Here is a 16324-nt window from a genome sequence, read left to right on the forward strand (position 1 = left end):
GCGTGCGGACTCGCCGCACGCCGCGCATCACCCGCGGTCAACCCGCCATCAATTCCCGCCGCCCGGCAGCGCGATATCGATCAGCACCGGATCGTGATCCGACGAGCGATACGCATCCGGCGCGTAGTACGTCTTCTGCTGCTCGGCCGACTTGTACGCGAGCGTGTACTGCAGCGCGAGCGGCTCGTCCGCGTTGATGTGCCATTCGTGCACGGCCTTCACGTGCGACGCGAGCGGCAGCGTCGCGAGCGCATGGTCGAGATAACCGGCTTCGCCGTTGTACACGTAGCTGTATGCGTTCGCACCGATCCAGCGCGCCACGAGGTTGCGGTAACCACGCGATTCGAGCGTGCGGATCGGGTCTTCATGCGTGTAGCTGTTGAAGTCGCCGATCAGCAACACGCCCTGGCCCGCGACACCCGTCGGCGTGCCGGCAAGCCAGTCAGCGACCTTCGCCGCCGCGCGCGTGCGCGTCGGGTTCCAGCAGCCCTGGCCGTCGCCCTGGTCGAGATCGTCGTTCGCGGCGTCCGGGCAGTTCTTCGACTTCAGGTGGTTCACCGCGACCGTCAGCGCCTGCTTGCCGCCGATGCGACGGAACGACTGCGCGAGCGGCTGGCGATTCTTGTCGTCGATCGCGAGCGTCGCCGCGCGGCCGACCGGTTCGACCTTGCGGCTGTCGTAGATCAGCGCGACCGCGATCGCGTCGCCACCGAGGCGCGACGTGCCCGGATCGACGACGCGCCAGTTGTTGCCGAGCTTCGCCGCGAGCTGGCGCACCGCGCTGAGTTCGCCGTAACCGTTGTTCTGGATTTCCATCAGGCCGATCACGTCGGCGTCGAGCGCCTTCAGCGCGCTGACGATCTTCGCTTCCTGACGCTGGAATTCGGCGTAGGTCTTCGCGCCGCGGTTGTTCGGATCGTCGAAGCCGCCGCCGAGACCGTTGCCGTTGAAGTAGTTGAGGACGTTGAACGACGCGACGCGCAGGTTCGATTTCGGATCGCGCGCAGGCGCGTTGGTGCGCGGGTTCGTGCGCGCCTCGAACGCCGGCACGGCCGCGCCGGGCAGCGGCTGCACGCGCCACGCGCCGTAACGCACTTCGAGCACGCCTTCGATGTCGCGCACGGTGTAGCCCGCGCGCAGCGTGTTCGCGGCCGACAGGCCGGGCGCCGGATACGGCACGGTCGCGGGGTTCTGCTTGTTCGAGCCGTCGTCGAGGATCAGGCGGTTGCGCGCGTTCGCGTCGATCTGCGTCTGCGCCTGTGCGGGCGGCACGACGCTCGTCGGCGTGCACAGGCGGCCGTTGCTGAGCATCACGCTGCCGTAGCGGCCGAGCTCGTAGTTGTCGGTGACGTTCAGCGTCTGCGGCAGGCGCACGAGCATCCCTTCATACGCGGCGAACGCGTTCGGGCTGTCGACCGGCAGCGTGAGCGTCACGGGCGTGACGGTCTGGCCGTTCGCACACACCGCGATCGCACCCGACTGCGTGAGCTGCGTCTGCCCGTATTTCTCCTCGACCTTGCCCGTCACGTGCACGAGATCGCCCGCCTTCGCGCGCACTTTCGGCGCATAGACGAACAGGCCCTCGGACACGCCCGGCTGGTTGCGGCGCTGTGCATCGGCCTGCTGGACGAAGAAGCCGCCGAAGCCGTCCGTGCCGCCGAAATCGGCGGTGACGACGGCTTCGATCGACACGTTCTGGCCGGCGAGCGGTGACGGCGCGCCCGGCCCCTGGATATCGGCGATCGGCGTCGTGCTGCCGCCGCAGTTCGGGCTGACGGGAGCGGCGGTGGCGGCGAACACCGGCGCGGCGGCGAGCGTCGGGAGCAGCAATAGCGGGGCAAACAGGCGGATTGTCGAGCGCATGACGGGAGATCCCGGTTGTGAGGGTGGCGAAAGCTTAGCGGCGCTCAATGACAGTTTTTGGTAATCAAAAGACAGGTAAATGTAACAAGTGATTTCGCGCGACGATCGCCACCGGCCGCGCGGTTGTGCCGGAAAATGCGGGGAAATCGTCTGATGAAAATCCATCGTGCCCGTGACGATTCCCCCGCGATGCTTCGACAACGCGCCGCCGCGCTAGACCGTCCCCGGCAGTGCGCTCGACGCGAGCACGGCCGCCACCATCAGCACGCCGCCCAGCACGACCGCCTCGATCCGCAACACCGCGCCGAACCGGCGCAACGGGGCGGCCGGCATCGCGGCGGCCGGGTCTTTCAACTCAGCCAGCAACTTCGGCATCCCGAAGAACCGGTTGTGTCCGCCGAGCGCCGCCGCGATCAGCACGAGCGCGAGCTTCAGCAGCAGGATCTGCCCGTAGCTCGACGCGAGCAGGTTGGCCGGCGTATCGATGCCGCGCCAACCGTTGTACGCGCCGGTCGCGAACAACACGATCAACGCAACCGTCGACGCATCGGACAGCGACTGCACGAACGATGCGCCGGTCGCGCGTTCGCTCGCCGGCATGCCGGCAAGACGCGGCATCACGCCGAACGCCGTCACGAACACGAGCCCGATCCATGCGCTGATCGCGAGCAGATGCAGCCAGTCGACCCACACCGGCACGCTGAACAACCCGGCGTCGACCGGATGCCCGCCGTTGCTGCGCGCGAGCGCGACACAAGCGAGCGCGGCCCACATCGCGAACGGAAAACGCGTGTCGTTCGCATGCCTGAGAAACGACAGCAGCACGATCACGACCATGAACGCGGCACCGGCCAGCCACGCGTGGCCGAATCCGGTGCCCACGAGCATCGCGCAGACGGCCGGCCCGGCTTCGAGCATCGACACGTCGCTCATCAGCGCGCAATGCGCCCAGAACGCGGCGATGCTCGCGAACAGCGACACGACGGACGCGATGCGCAGCGTCGCGACGAGGCGCCGCCCGATGCCGTGCTGCCACGCCGACGCGCCGCGCGCGAGCCAGTGGCTGCCGAGCAGCGCGCCGACGATGCCCGCGAACCCGGCGTTCTGGATCGCCACCGACACAAGACGCAGCAGGCCGACGAAACCGTCGTTCATCCCTTCACCCTGAACGTATAAGTGCCCTTGGTGCGATGCGCATCGGCCGTCATCGCTGCCCACTGCACCGTGTACGCGCCTGGCGCGAGCTTCGGCATCGCAACCGTCATCACGCGCGGGTTCGACGCGTCGACCTTCGCCTTGTCCTGCGTGACGGCATTGCCGTTCGCGTCCGACACCTTCACCGAACTGAACGCCGGTTCGAGGTCTTCGTTGAAGGTGAGCCGCACCGTGTCGGGCGCCGTGTCGACCGTGCTGCCCGTCGCCGGTACGGCGCTTTCCAGCTTGCCGTGCGCCGATGCCGCGACCGGCGCGGCGGCGAGGATCGCGCCGGCCGCGGCGAAGCCGGCCAGCCGCTTGAGCGTCGTGATCCTGATCTTCATGTTCGTGCCCGGCGTCACGGCTTCTTCAGCTCGACGACGGTCAGCGCGCCGCCCACGTCGTCGGCGACGAAGTCGACCTTGTCGCCCACCTTCACCTGCGACAGCATCGCCGGGTCCTTCACCTTGAACGCCATCATCATCGCGTCCATCCCGAGGTTGTCCAGCGGGCCGTGCTTGATCGTCAACTTGCCCGCGGCCGTGTCGACCTTGCGGATCTCACCGTGCGACATGCGCTGCGCCGCATCGGCGCCCTGCTTCGCGCCGCCGCTCATGTCCATGCCGGCCATGTCGCCGGCCGCGTACGACGCGGCGGAGAACGCCAGCGCGCAACCCGTTGCAATCGAAACCAGTCCCTTCTTCATCGTGTTTGCTCCAGAGTGAGTGAATCGAAACCGGCGGCCGCATCGGCACGGCCGCCGCGTGCTGCTGCTCAACCGTCCGGCAATTCGCCGGTGTACTCGTACGCGACGGTGCCCTTCGGATGCCGGAACCAGCCCGGATCGCGATAGTCGTTGCGGCCGAGCCCCTGCCGCACCTTCAGCACCGTGAACATGCCGCCCATCTCCAGCGGACCGAACGGGCCCGTGCCCGTCATCATCGGCAGCGTGTTGTCGGGCAGCGGCATCTCCATGCCGCCCATCGCGCCACCCGTGCTGCCCATCGCCATGTAGTCGGGCACGAGCTTGCCGATGCGCTGCGCGAGATCCTTCTGCGGCACACCGATCAGGTTCGGCACCTGGTGGCCCATCGCATTCATCGTGTGATGCGACTTGTGGCAGTGGAATGCCCAGTCACCCGGGCGATCGGCGGTGAACTCGATCGCGCGCATCTGGCCCACCGCGACATCGGCCGTCACTTCGGGCCAGCGCGCCGCCGGCGGGATCCATCCGCCGTCGGTGCCGGCGACTTCGAAGCTGTAGCCGTGCAGGTGGATCGGATGGTTCGTCATCGTCAGGTTGCCGAAACGAATCCGCACGCGGTCGCCCGCGCGCACCGGCAGCGGATCGATGCCCGGAAACACGCGCGAGTTGAACGTCCACATGTTGAAGTCCGTCATCTCGTTCACGCGCGGTGTGTAGCTGCCCGGATCGATGTCGTATGCGGCGAGCAGGAACACGAAATCGCGATCGACCGGCATCGTGCCGCGATCCTTCGGATGCACGATGAACATGCCCATCATCCCCATCGCCATCTGCACCATCTCGTCGGCGTGCGGGTGATACATGAACGTGCCGTGCGCCTCGAGCTGGAACTCGTAGACGAAGGTCTTGCCGGGCGGGATATGCGGCTGCGTGAGACCGCCGACGCCGTCCATCCCGTTCGGCAGCCGCAGCCCATGCCAGTGGATCGTCGTGTGCTCGGGCAACCGGTTGGTCACGAAGATGCGCACCTTGTCGCCTTCGACGGCCTCGATCGTCGGGCCCGGCGACTGGCCGTTGTAGCCCCACAGGTTCGCGTTCATGCCGGGCGCCATCTCGCGCACGACGGGCTCGGCCGTCAGGTGGAACTCCTTCCAGCCGTTCTTCATCCGCCACGGCAGCGTCCAGCCGTTCAGCGTCGCGACGGGCGTGTACGGACGGCCGTTCGGCGGCACGAGCGGCGGCTGCGTGCCGGTCTTCGCCATCGTGGGCGCTTCGGGCAGCGACGCGGCGCCGGCCTTGCTGACCATCGCCGCACCGAGCAGCGCGGCGCCCGAGCCGTTGAGAAATTGTCGACGGGACACCATGTCAATGACCTTCCGGATGCGTTGCGGGCGCCGGTTGCGCCACGGATGAGGAAGCCGGCTGCGGCGCAGCGGCAGGTTCGGGTTCGGCGGAACGCGGTGCGCGCAGCGCAGCGCCCGAGACAGGCAGCCGGCCGCCGACGGCCATCTGCAGATCGGTTTCGGCGAGCCAGTAGTCCTTCAGCGCATCGATGTAGCCGTTCACCGCGCCAACCTGTTCGCGCGCATTGGCCAGCAGTTCGAACACGCTCGCGAGCATCCCGTTGTAGCGCAGCAGCAGCTCGTCCGAGATCGTCTTGCGCAGCGGCACGACTTCGTCGCGGTAGTGCGTGGCGACGTCGTAGCTCGTCACGTACGCCGCGTACGATTCGCGCACTTCGGAGCGCGCGTCGATGGCCGTCTTCGCGAGCCGGTTCGCCGACTGCAGGTAGATCGCCTCGGCCCGCGCAACCTTCGCGCCGCCCCAGTCGAACAGCGGGATCTCGACGCTGATCTCGTAGCCGTGCTCGTGACCCTTGCCGGTCTCGTAGTTGTTCACATAACCGAGATCGACCGCGTTGACGAAACGCGTGGCCTTGCTGAGGCCGAGCGACGACGCGACGCCCTGCGTCTGCAGCTTCGCGGCCTGGATGTCGAGACGGTTGCTCATCGCGAAGCGTTCGAGATCGGGCAGGTCCGGGCGCACTTTCGGCAGGTCGGGCAAGCGCTCGGGCAGCACGTACTGCGTGCGCCCGCCCCACAGCCCCATCGCGCGCGTGAGCTTCTCGCGCGCGGCCACGGCCTGCTGCCGCGCCTTCGCGTGCTGCGCGACCGCGTCGGCATGGAACGCCTGCTCGCGGGCGTAATCGAGCCGGCTGAAGTTGCCGGCCTGACGCATGCGCAGCGCGAGTTCCGCGGCCGCGCTCGCGGCATCGCGCACCTGTTGTGCGTAGTTCGCGGCCTGCTCGGCGGCGACGGCCTCGACATACGCGCGGCGCGCGTCGGCCGCCACCTTCAGCATCGCGTCGGCCGTTTCGAGCTTGGTCTGCTCGAAGCGGCGGCGCTCGATATTCGTCGCGAGCGGCATCGTCAGCAACGCGAACACGTTCGCCGAGAACGTGCGGCCGAGCGTCAGCTCGCCGTCGCCGGCGCGAGTGCGGCTGAACGAGAAGCGCGGGTTCGGCAGCCGGCCAGCCTGCACGAGGTCGGCCTCCGACAACCCGAGCTCCGCATACGACGCCTGCAGCCCGCGGTTGTTCAGCAGCGCGACCTGCACCGCGTCGTCCATCGACAATGGTTGGGCGAGCAGTTCGCGGGTCCGCTTGTCGACGGCTTCGCGGTCGGCATCGGTCCGCACGACCACCGCGTCTTTGCCGATACGTTCCGCCGCGGTGGACGACACGGCGTCGAAGCCGCCGTCCTTCGAAAACGTCGTGCAGCCCGCGAGGAATGCCAGCACGAGCGCGGCCGCACCGATCCTCGGCGCTATCGCAAGGTTCGTCATTGCGCGGGCCCTCCGTGCATCGAATGGGCGCCGCCGTGACCCGTCGTGTTGCCGGGCTTCGCGGGCCGCTTCATCACGTCCCGGTTCAGTTGTTTCCAGCCCGGGCCTTCGTCGTCGCGATACGGCCGGTAGCCGTCGAACGCGGACGTCACGGTGACGTCCGGCACCGTCGCGGCGGCGTCCGCCGGATCGGGAAACGGGGTTTGCGCAGGCGCGAGCGACGGCACGATGGCCGCCGCGCCAAGCAGCGCCGCAGTGATCAATCGCATGAATAGGTCTCGTCGTAGTGTCGTCCGGCAGGCCTTGCGCGGCCGCCGGCGTGGATTGCAGATCGCGGCCTGTCGGCCACGGGCACGGACTAGACGGGAATCCGGCGAGGCGGCCTGTCGATGCCACCGGTCAGGAACGACACGACCACGGCCGACGGCGGATGCGCGACGATCGTGACGCTGATGCCCGACGCAGCAGGCAGCGCAGGCGCACCCGGCATGCCCGTGCCGACGCAGCAGGACACGCAGGCGGAACACGACGGCGCGTGGCTATCGTGCTCGGGATGACCATCCTGCGCGACCGGCATCGCGTGCGACATCTCGTTCGCATCCGGCACGACAGCACCCGCGCACGGCATCGAAACGGTCGCGAACGACGGGATCGGCTGGCTCAGCGCCAGCAGCACGACGAGGATGAATTTGCGCCAGTACGACATGGATGCGGAATCAGGCAGGCTACGACCGGATGGGCCGGCGCGGCACCGCGACGGCGCGCTCCGGAGACAGGACGGCTGCAGCTTATCGCCGCCGCCGTGACGACGACATGGTCGAAACATGACCGGATTTTCATGAAACGCGCGCTCGACGTTTCGGCCCGTGCTTCATGAAAATTCCGTCATCCGCCGGTCATCTTTCGCGCACGCGCGGCACCGTAAGCTCAGGCGTTACACTCACCGGCTGGAATCATCGATAGCCTGCCTCACCATGCGGATACTGATAGTCGAAGACGAACCCAAGATGGCGTCGTACCTCCGGAAGGGGCTGATGGAGGCGAGCTACACGGTCGACGTCGCGGAAACCGGCAAGGACGGGCTGTTCCTCGCGCTGCACGAGGATTTCGATCTCGTCGTGCTCGACGTGATGCTGCCGGAAATGGACGGCTTCGAGGTACTCAGGCGCTTGCGCGCGCAGAAGCAGACACCCGTGCTGCTGCTCACGGCCCGCGAGGCGATCGAGGACAAGGTCACCGGCCTCGAACTGGGCGCCGACGACTACCTGCTCAAGCCGTTCGCGTACGCCGAGTTCCTGGCCCGCATCCGCTCGCTGCTGCGGCGCGCGCCGCGCAACGTCCGCGACATCCTGCACGTCGCCGATCTCGAGGTCGACCTGATCAAGCGCCGCGTGCGGCGCGCCGACAACCGCATCGACCTGACCGCACAGGAATTCGCGCTGCTGCAACTGCTCGCGGAACGCGAAGGCGAGGTGCTGACCCGCACCTTCATCACGTCGCAGATCTGGGACATGAATTTCGACAGCGACACGAACGTCGTCGATGCGGCGATCAAGCGCCTGCGCGCGAAGATCGACAACGCGTACGAGAAGAAGCTGATCCACACGATCCGCGGCATGGGCTACGTGCTCGAGGATCGTTCGTGACCGCCGGCCCGGCTTCGTATTCGCTGCTGCGGCGCCTGACGCTCGCGTTCGCCGTCGTCGCCGCGCTCGTGTTCGCGCTGACCGGCGCGTATCTGTATCGCTCGCTGTCCGCCGAGCTGAAGCGACGTGACGACATCGAGATCTCCGGCAAGCTCAACCAGTTCCTGCAGCTTGCGCACGCGAGCGGCTCGACGGCCGCGCTGCGCGCCGATCCGGCCGTATTCCACGAGGTGCTGCTGTCTCACCCGGGCGTCTATCTCGACATCTACGACGGGCAGAACCACGCGCTCGTCGAGCACTCCGACGAAGCCGGCAACACACTCGCGTCGGTGATCGCGGCGCCGCATCCGGCCGCCGGAACCGGTGGCGCCGGCGGCCCGTTCACGTGCTCGCCGCCCGGCATCGGCACGTCGCGCTGCGTGTATGCGCGTGAAACGCTGCCGTCGGGCGAGGCCATCCAGGTCGCGCTCGCGCGCACCGCGACCGATCGCCAGTCGCTGCTGGAAAGCTATCGCGTCGACATCTGGCTCGCGGCGGCCGTCGGTGCGCTGCTGGTCGGCGCACTCGGTTATGCGGTCGCCGCGCGCGGCCTGCGCCCGGTCGAGAGCCTCGGCCGGCAGACGTCGCGCATCGAGGCGCACAACCTGAACGCGCGCCTCGACGCGCGCGGCGGCCCGGTCGAGCTGCGCGAGCTCGCGACGTCGGTCAACCGGATGCTCGACCGTCTCGAACGCGCGTTCGTGCGGCTGTCGCAGTTCTCGTCCGATCTCGCGCACGACATGCGCACGCCGCTCGCCAACGTGATCAGTTCGTCGCAGGTCACGCTGTCGCGCGCCCGCACGACCGAAGAATACGAAGCGCTGATCGACTCGAACATCGAGGAATGCGAACGGCTGCAGCGGATGATCGAGAACATGCTGTTTCTCGCACGCACCGACAATGCAAGGCAGCACCTGAAGACCGCCGAGCTCGACGCGGGCAGCGAGCTGCGCCGGCTCGCGTCGTATTTCCAGGCGCTGGCCGACGAGGCCGGCGTGCGCATCGACGTGCACGGCCACGCGCCTGTCGTTGCGGACGCAACGTTGTTCCGGCGTGCGGTCAGCAATCTCGCGTCGAACGCGCTCGAACACGCGGAAGCCGCATCGACGATCGAGCTGGCCGTTTCCGCGCAAGCCGGTTATGCGGTCGTCGAGGTCACGAATCGCGGCACCGCGATTCCGCCCGAACAGGTCGACCGGATCTTCGAGCGTTTCTACCGGATCGATTCGTCGCGGCACGGCGCGGCGAGAAACGCGGGGCTCGGGCTCGCGATCGTCAAGTCGATCATGGAACTGCATCGCGGCAAGGTCGAGGTCGCGAGCCACGACGGACGCACGACGTTCGCGCTCTATTTCCCGAGCGTACGGCGGGATGACGCGGCCGGCGATGCGTTCGTGACACGCACATGACACCGCCGCGCGTACGCGATTGCTTCCCGAGACGACACGAGCACCCGCCACGCGCACGGCTTTCCTCATCCGCCGAAAGGATATCGCCGCGCAAGCTTGCCGAAAGCAATCGGCTCGGCTAGACTGGCGCTCGTCTTTGGGGAGTAGCCTGCTTTCCGTCCCCCGGAAAGCGAACGCGTCAACACACTCGGCTTCCAGCCGTGGCGCGTTCGGCCGAATCGGTCTGGCGAGACCATGGGCGCATCGCGTCGTTCCTGGTCGGACGTCGGCGGATGCGCCATGGTTCGTCAGCGTCCGACCACGGAGTCCCCATGTTCCCCGCAGCCTTCTCCCTACGCGCCATCGCGATCGACGCACCTGTCCGCGGAGGTGCCGCATGACCTTCATGTTCCTCGAACTGGCGTTCATGCTGGTCGTCATCCTCGTGGCCGCCGAAGTCTTCACCAATGCGCTCGAACATCTCGGCGAACGCCTGAAGATTTCCGAAGGCGTCACCGGTTCGCTGTTCGCGGCCGTCGGCACCGCGCTGCCCGAAACCATGGTGCCGCTGCTCGCGCTGGCCGGCGGCACGGCGAACCAGGCGGTGAACGAGGAGATCGGCGTCGGCGCGATTCTCGGTGCGCCGCTGATGCTCGCGACGCTCACCACGTTCCTGATGACGCTCGCCGTGATCCGCTCGCGCGGGCTGCGTGGCACGATCGCGCCCGAACGCACGGGGTTCGTGCGCGACATGAACTACTTCCTCGCCGCGTTCTCGCTGGCGACCGCGGCGATGTTCGTGCCGCATCACAACTGGGCCGTCCGCGCGCTGCTTGCCGCGCTGCTGGTCGGCATCTACGTGCTGTACGTCGTGATGACGTTCCGCGCGTCGAACCAGCTCGTCGATGCCGGGCACGGCACCGAGGCGCCGCATACGATGCTGCTGTCGCGCACGGGCCTGCCGACCAACCTGGCGACCATCGCGCTGCAGTTGGCCCTCGGCCTTGCGCTGCTGGTCGGCGGCGCGAAGGGCTTCATTCACGGCGTGGAAGGCGTGTCGCAGGTGCTCGGCGTATCGGCGCTGCTGCTGTCGCTGATCATCGTGCCGATCGCGACGGAATTGCCGGAGAAGGTCAACAGCGTGCTGTGGATCCGCCGCAAGAAGGACACGCTCGCGTTCGGCAACATCACCGGCGCGATGGTGTTCCAGGGCACGCTGCTGCCGGCGATCGGCATCATGCTGACGCCGTGGGAGCCGCGCCCCGAAGTGCTGACCGGCGTGATCATCACGCTCGCGGCGGCGGCCTGGCTGCGCATCAATGCCCGCACGCGCGGGCTTGCGATCTGGGCGCTGCTCGCGAACGGCGCGGGGTATGCGGGGTATCTGGTGCTGACGCTGGCTCGTTGAACGCCAGAATCGGACGCCTTGCCCGACGCGCACGCGCGCGCGCGGATGCGGACGCGGCATCGGCCGCCGCGTCCGCGCGCTGCGCGTCACTGCGTCGACGCGGGCGTCGGCAACGCCCGCATCGGCACGATCAGGACGCTTTCACCAGCTTGACGATCGTCAGCGTGCCGTTGACGTTCTCGACCCGAACCTTGACCTTCTCGCCCGCATGAACCTGCGCGAGCATGGCCGCGTCCTTCGCCTTGAACGCCATCGTCATCGGCGGCATCCCGACGTTCTCGAGCGCGCCGTGCTTCAGCGTGACCATGCCGGTCGCGGCGTCGACCTTCTTCACTTCGGCGTCGGTGAGCGCGGTGTGCGACGCGGCCGAGCCGTCGGACGACATCTTCATGCCGGACATGTCCATGCCCGACATGTCGCCGGACGCAAACGCGGGAGCCGCGAACGCGCCGATCGCGAGAACGGCAGCGGCGGTGGCGGTGGCAATCGATTTCATCTTCTTCATCACAAATCTCCAGTTTGGGTGGATGGCACGTTCATGCCGGAAGGAACTGCGGAGGAATGCCGTTCATCGCTCGCGCTTCGCACACGACGGCGCTGAAGCAGAAGCCATGCGGCGGGAATGACGAACATCGACAGCAGCGGTGCCGTGACCATGCCGCCGACCATCGGCGCGGCGATGCGCTGCATCACTTCGGAACCGGCGCCGTGCCCGACCATGATCGGCACGAGGCCGGCGAGCACGACGGCGACCGTCATCGCCTTGGGCCGCACACGCAGCACCGCACCCTCGCGGATCGCGTCGAGCAGCAGCGCGTCGGTCAATTGCTCGCCGGCGTCGAGCCGGCGCTTCAGCGCGCCCTTCAGGTACAGCAGCATCACGACGCCGAATTCGGCGGCCACGCCCGCCAGCGCGATGAACCCGACCGACGTCGCGACGGACACCGCATGGCCGAGCCCCCACACGAGCCAGAAGCCGCCGACCAGCGCGAACGGAACCGTCGACATCAGCAGCAGCGCGTCGGCCGCCGAGTCGAACGTGAGGAACAGCAGCACGAAGATCACGACGAGCGTCACCGGCACGACGGTGCGCAGCGTTGCCGCCGCGCGTTCGAGATACTCGAACTGCCCCGACCACGCGATCGAATAACCGGGCGGCAATGCGACCTGCTGCGCGACAGCCTGCTGCATCGCGCGGACCGCCGTGCGCAGGTCGGTGCCGCGGATGTCGACGTACACGTAGCCGGACAGCCGCGCGTTCTCGCTGCGAATCATCGGCGGGCCGTCGGCGATCACGATGCGCGCGACGTCGCCGAGGCGGATCTGCGCGTCGCGCGCGGTGACGACCGGCAATTGCCGCAGGTTCTCGAGCGAATCGCGGATCTCGCGCGGGTAGCGGATGTTGATCGGGAAGCGCTCGCGCCCCGCGATCACTTCGCCGACATCCTCGCCGCCCACCGCCGACGACACGACCGACTGGATATCCGCGACCGACAGCCCGTAGCGCGCGGCCGCGAGCCGGTCGATGTCGACGTCGATGTACCGGCCGCCGTTCAGCCGTTCCGCGAGCGCGGACGTGACGCCCGGCACGTGCTTCACCGCCGCCTCGACCTGCGTCGCGATCGCGTCGATCCCCGTGAGATCCGGCCCGGAGATCTTCACGCCGACCGGCGTCTTGATGCCGGTGGACAGCATGTCGAGCCGGTTGCGGATCGGCGGCACCCACACGTTCGACAGGCCCGGCACCTTCACCGTGCGATCGAGTTCGTCGACGAGCTTCTCCGGCGTCATGCCGGGCCGCCACGCGCTGCGCGGCTTGAAGCGGATCGTCGTCTCGAACATCTCGAGCGGCGCGGGATCGGTCGCGGTATCCGCGCGTCCGGATTTGCCGAACACGGTATCGACCTCGGGCACGGTCTTGATCAGCCGGTCGGTCTGCTGCAGCAGCTCGCTCGCCTTGTCGGCCGAGATGCCCGGCAGCGCGGTCGGCATGTACAGCAGGTCGCCTTCGTCGAGCGGCGGCATGAATTCGCCGCCGAGCCGCGACAACGGCACGGCCGTCAGCACGAGCGCAACGACCGCGATGCCGATCGCGAACCACGGGCGCCGCAGCGTCGCTTCGAGCAGCGGCCGGTACAGGCGGATCAGCACGCGGTTGATCGGATTCGCGTGCTCGTGCGGAATGCGGCCGCGCACGAGATAGCCCATCAGTACCGGCACCAGCGTCACCGACAGCCCGGCGGCGGCGGCGATCGTATAGGTCTTGGTGAACGCGAGCGGCGCGAACAGCTTGCCCTCCTGCCCTTCCAGCGAAAACACCGGAATGAACGACAGCGTGATGATCAGCAGCGAGAAGAACAGCGCCGGCCCGACTTCCGCGGCCGAGGTCGCGACGATGTCCCAGCGCCGCGCGGCCGTCAGCGGCTCGCCGGGATGCGCGTGGTCGTACGCTTCCAGATGCTTGTGCGCGTTCTCGATCATCACGATCGCCGCATCGATCATCGCGCCGATCGCGATCGCGATCCCGCCGAGCGACATCAGGTTCGCGTTCACGCCCTGGTAGCGCATCACGATGAACGCGGCCAGCACGCCGAGCGGCAGCGACAGGATCGCGACGAACGCGCTGCGCAGATGGAACAGGAACACCGCGCAGACGATGCCGACGATCACGAATTCCTCGATCAGCTTGTCCGTCAGGTTGTCCACCGCGCGCTCGATCAGCTGCGAGCGATCGTAGGTCGTGACGATCTCGACGCCGGGCGGCAGCGAACGCTTCAGGTCGGCGAGCTTCGCCTTCACCGCGTCGATCGTCGTGAGCGCGTTCTTGCCCGAACGCATCACGACGACGCCGCCCGTCACCTCGCCCTGCCCGTTCAGCTCCGCGATCCCGCGCCGCATCGCCGGGCCGACCTGGATGCGTGCGACGTCGCCGAGCAGCACCGGCGTGCCCGCGTCGTCGGTGCGCAGCACGACATGCCGGAAGTCGTCGAGCGTGCGCAGGTAGCCGGTCGAACGCACCATGTACTCCGACTCGGCCAGCTCGACGACCGAGCCGCCGGACGCCTGGTTGGCCTTGCCGAGCGCATCCGCGACCGCCGCCTGCGTGATGCCGTACGCGCGCAGCTTGTCCGGATCGAGCACGACCTGGTACTGGCGCACCATGCCGCCGATGCTCGCAACTTCCGACACGTCCGGCACCGCCTTCAGCTCGAACTTCAGGAACCAGTCGTTGAGCGCGCGCAGTTGTCCGAGGTCATGGTGGCCGCTGCGATCGACGAGCGCGTACTCGTACACCCAGCCGACGCCGGTCGCATCCGGCCCGAGCGACACGGTCGCGCCCGCCGGCAGCCGGCTCTGCACCTGGCTCAGGTATTCGAGCACGCGCGAACGCGCCCAGTACGGATCGGTGCGATCGTCGAACAGCACGTAGACGAACGCGTCGCCGAACGACGAATACGCGCGGACGGTTTTCGCGCCCGGCACGCCGAGCAGCGTCGTCGTCAGCGGATAGGTCACCTGATCCTCGACGACCTGCGGCGCCTTGCCCGGAAACGACGCCTTCACGATCACCTGCGTGTCCGACAGGTCGGGCAACGCATCGAGCGGCGTCTGCCGCAGCGAATGGACGCCCCATGCGGCGACCAGCACCGTGGCGAGCAACACCAGGAAGCGGTGGTGGATGGACCAGCGAATGATGCGCGCGATCATCGTTCGCCTCCCTGCGGATCGACCTTCGTCAGCCGGTAGCCGTCGCCGCTCTGCGTGAACGCAAAGCGCACCGTCTGGCCCGGCTTCACGTCCGGGAACGCGTGCGCCGACGGCTTGCCGAACGCCATCGTCATCGCGCCCCAACCGAGCGCCGGAACCGGCTGATGCGAGAACGTGATGTCGTCGGCCGTGACCTTCTCGACCTTGCCGGTAGTTTCGTAGATCGGCGCCGCCGCGGCCACGGACGATGCGGCCGCGCTGGCCCCGGCCGCGCGTTCCAGCCGCGGCAGCACGCTTTTCAGGCTGGCCTCGGAATCGATCAGGAACTGCCCCGATGCGACGACCGTGTCGCCTTCGTTCAACCCGTCGAGCACTTCCGTGTCGCCGCCGACGTCGTTGCCCACCGTCACCGACACCGGCTGAAGCCGGCCGTCGCCGTTCTTCACGATGACGATCGAGCGCTTGCCGGTCGCGATCACCGCTTCGGACGGCACGAGCAGGCGCGACACGGTCTGCCGCGCGGCGACCCGCACGCGCATCAGCATGCCGGGTGTGAGCTTCAGCGCGGCATTGTCGATCTCCACGCGTGCCTGCAGCGTGCGGCTGCTCGTGCTGATGCCGGGCAGCACTTCGCGGATGCGCCCGCTGAAGTGCTGGGCCGGATCGCCCGCGAACGTCGCGTCGACCGACATCCCCGGCTGCACGTTCAGCGCGAGCGCTTCCGGCACCTCGACGATGAGCCACAGCGTCGACAGCCCGGCGATCTTCGCGAGCGTCTGCCCGGGCGCGACCATCGCACCGTCGCGCACGTTCAGCTCGCTGACGACGCCGGTTTCCGGCGCACTCAGCACGACGTGCGTCTGCGCGCGGCCGGTGCGGTCGAGGTTCGCGATCATGCCGTCGGGAATCGACAGCGCGCGCATCCGCGCACGCGACGCATCGAGCAGGCTGCCGTCCATCCCGCCGCGCTTGAGCGCGAGATATTCCTCCTGCGGCGCGAGCCAGTCCGGCACGAACAGCGACGCGACCGGCGCGCCCTTCGCGATTCGCTGCATCGGCGCGCGTGCATACAGACGGTCGATGTAGCCGGTGACGCGCGACTGCACGACGTCCGCGCGCGATTCGTCGAACTGCGTGGTGCCCACCGCATCGAAACCGGCCGCCGTCTGCTGGCGGCGCACGGTCGCGTAGCGAATGCCGAGGTTCTGCTGCAGGCCCGGATCGATCCGGATGCCGGACGAACCGCCGCCTTCGTCCGCATAGACGGGCTGCAGCTGCATGTCCATGAACGGCGATTTGCCCGGTTTGTCGAAATGCTGGTTCGGCACCATCGGGTCGTGCCAGTACAGCACCTTGCGCCCCGTGTTCGGGTCGGTCCTGCCGGCCGATGCAGCGGCGGCGGGTGTCGATGCCGCCATCGCCGCGTTACCTGCCGCATGGCGCGTGCCCGCGACATACCCCGCGCCGAGCAGCGCCGCGCCGGCGAATGTCATCAGCACCGCGCGCGTCAGTGATTGCTTCGTCATGT

The 16324-nt window shown here is 68.0% G+C and carries 14 protein-coding genes and 1 riboswitch; of the genes, 3 read left to right on the top strand and 11 right to left on the bottom strand.

Annotated features, from left to right (window positions below):
- Positions 1-48 precede the first annotated feature (48 nt).
- The 8 genes from ACTRWB_RS03415 to ACTRWB_RS03450 form a co-directional block, all read right to left on the bottom strand.
- Complete coding sequence (locus tag ACTRWB_RS03415) at positions 49-1863, bottom strand: ExeM/NucH family extracellular endonuclease (protein WP_446900938.1); 1815 nt, start codon at positions 1861-1863, stop codon at positions 49-51.
- 213 nt (positions 1864-2076) lie between these two features.
- Complete coding sequence (locus ACTRWB_RS03420; RefSeq protein WP_446900939.1) at positions 2077-3018, bottom strand: copper resistance D family protein; 942 nt, start codon at positions 3016-3018, stop codon at positions 2077-2079.
- Positions 3015-3401, bottom strand: coding sequence for a copper homeostasis periplasmic binding protein CopC (copC, locus tag ACTRWB_RS03425; protein WP_446900940.1), 387 nt, complete (start codon positions 3399-3401; stop codon positions 3015-3017). The genes ACTRWB_RS03420 and copC overlap by 4 nt, the downstream gene beginning before the upstream one ends.
- 14 nt (positions 3402-3415) lie before the next feature.
- Positions 3416-3763: a copper-binding protein gene (locus ACTRWB_RS03430; RefSeq protein WP_446900941.1), complete on the bottom strand. Its 348-nt coding sequence runs from the start codon at positions 3761-3763 to the stop codon at positions 3416-3418.
- 68 nt (positions 3764-3831) lie between these two features.
- Positions 3832-5127, bottom strand: coding sequence for a multicopper oxidase family protein (locus tag ACTRWB_RS03435; RefSeq protein WP_193101470.1), 1296 nt, complete (start codon positions 5125-5127; stop codon positions 3832-3834).
- A gap of 1 nt (position 5128) precedes the next feature.
- Positions 5129-6607: a TolC family protein gene (locus ACTRWB_RS03440; protein WP_446900942.1), complete on the bottom strand. Its 1479-nt coding sequence runs from the start codon at positions 6605-6607 to the stop codon at positions 5129-5131.
- Positions 6604-6876 carry a hypothetical protein gene (locus tag ACTRWB_RS03445; RefSeq protein WP_343490874.1) on the bottom strand — a complete coding sequence of 91 codons (273 nt, stop codon included), beginning with the start codon at positions 6874-6876 and terminating at the stop codon, positions 6604-6606. The genes ACTRWB_RS03440 and ACTRWB_RS03445 overlap by 4 nt, the downstream gene beginning before the upstream one ends.
- A gap of 89 nt (positions 6877-6965) precedes the next feature.
- Positions 6966-7313 (bottom strand): hypothetical protein, encoded by a 348-nt coding sequence (locus tag ACTRWB_RS03450; protein ID WP_446900943.1) that lies wholly within the window; start codon positions 7311-7313, stop codon positions 6966-6968.
- A gap of 268 nt (positions 7314-7581) precedes the next feature.
- Between ACTRWB_RS03450 and ACTRWB_RS03455 the strand changes: the two genes are divergently transcribed.
- The 3 genes from ACTRWB_RS03455 (at position 7582) to ACTRWB_RS03465 (ending at position 11088) form a co-directional block, all read left to right on the top strand.
- Complete coding sequence (locus ACTRWB_RS03455) at positions 7582-8253, top strand: heavy metal response regulator transcription factor (protein WP_129516443.1); 672 nt, start codon at positions 7582-7584, stop codon at positions 8251-8253.
- A complete protein-coding gene (locus tag ACTRWB_RS03460) occupies positions 8250-9701 on the top strand; it encodes a heavy metal sensor histidine kinase (protein WP_446900944.1) in 1452 nt (483 codons plus the stop codon). The genes ACTRWB_RS03455 and ACTRWB_RS03460 overlap by 4 nt, the downstream gene beginning before the upstream one ends.
- Positions 9702-9827: 126 nt before the next feature.
- Positions 9828-10004: riboswitch (yybP-ykoY riboswitch) on the top strand.
- Between the two features lie 73 nt (positions 10005-10077).
- Positions 10078-11088 (top strand): sodium:calcium antiporter, encoded by a 1011-nt coding sequence (locus tag ACTRWB_RS03465; RefSeq protein ID WP_419687985.1) that lies wholly within the window; start codon positions 10078-10080, stop codon positions 11086-11088.
- Positions 11089-11218: 130 nt separating this feature from the next.
- On the opposite strand, the gene ACTRWB_RS03470 is transcribed toward ACTRWB_RS03465, so the two are convergent.
- The 3 genes from ACTRWB_RS03470 to ACTRWB_RS03480 are packed head-to-tail and all read right to left on the bottom strand — an operon-like array spanning position 11219 to position 16322.
- Positions 11219-11593, bottom strand: a complete 375-nt coding sequence (locus ACTRWB_RS03470) for a copper-binding protein (protein ID WP_446900945.1) — start codon at positions 11591-11593, stop codon at positions 11219-11221.
- On the bottom strand, positions 11593-14796 hold the full coding sequence (locus ACTRWB_RS03475) for an efflux RND transporter permease subunit (RefSeq protein ID WP_446900946.1): 3204 nt from the start codon (positions 14794-14796) through the stop codon (positions 11593-11595). Before ACTRWB_RS03475 ends, ACTRWB_RS03470 begins: the two co-directional genes overlap by 1 nt.
- Entirely contained in the window at positions 14793-16322 is a 1530-nt protein-coding gene (locus ACTRWB_RS03480) for an efflux RND transporter periplasmic adaptor subunit (RefSeq protein ID WP_446900947.1), read from the bottom strand. Before ACTRWB_RS03480 ends, ACTRWB_RS03475 begins: the two co-directional genes overlap by 4 nt.
- Positions 16323-16324 lie beyond the last annotated feature (2 nt).

The sequence above is a fragment of the Burkholderia sp. YIM B11467 genome, assembly GCF_052952715.1.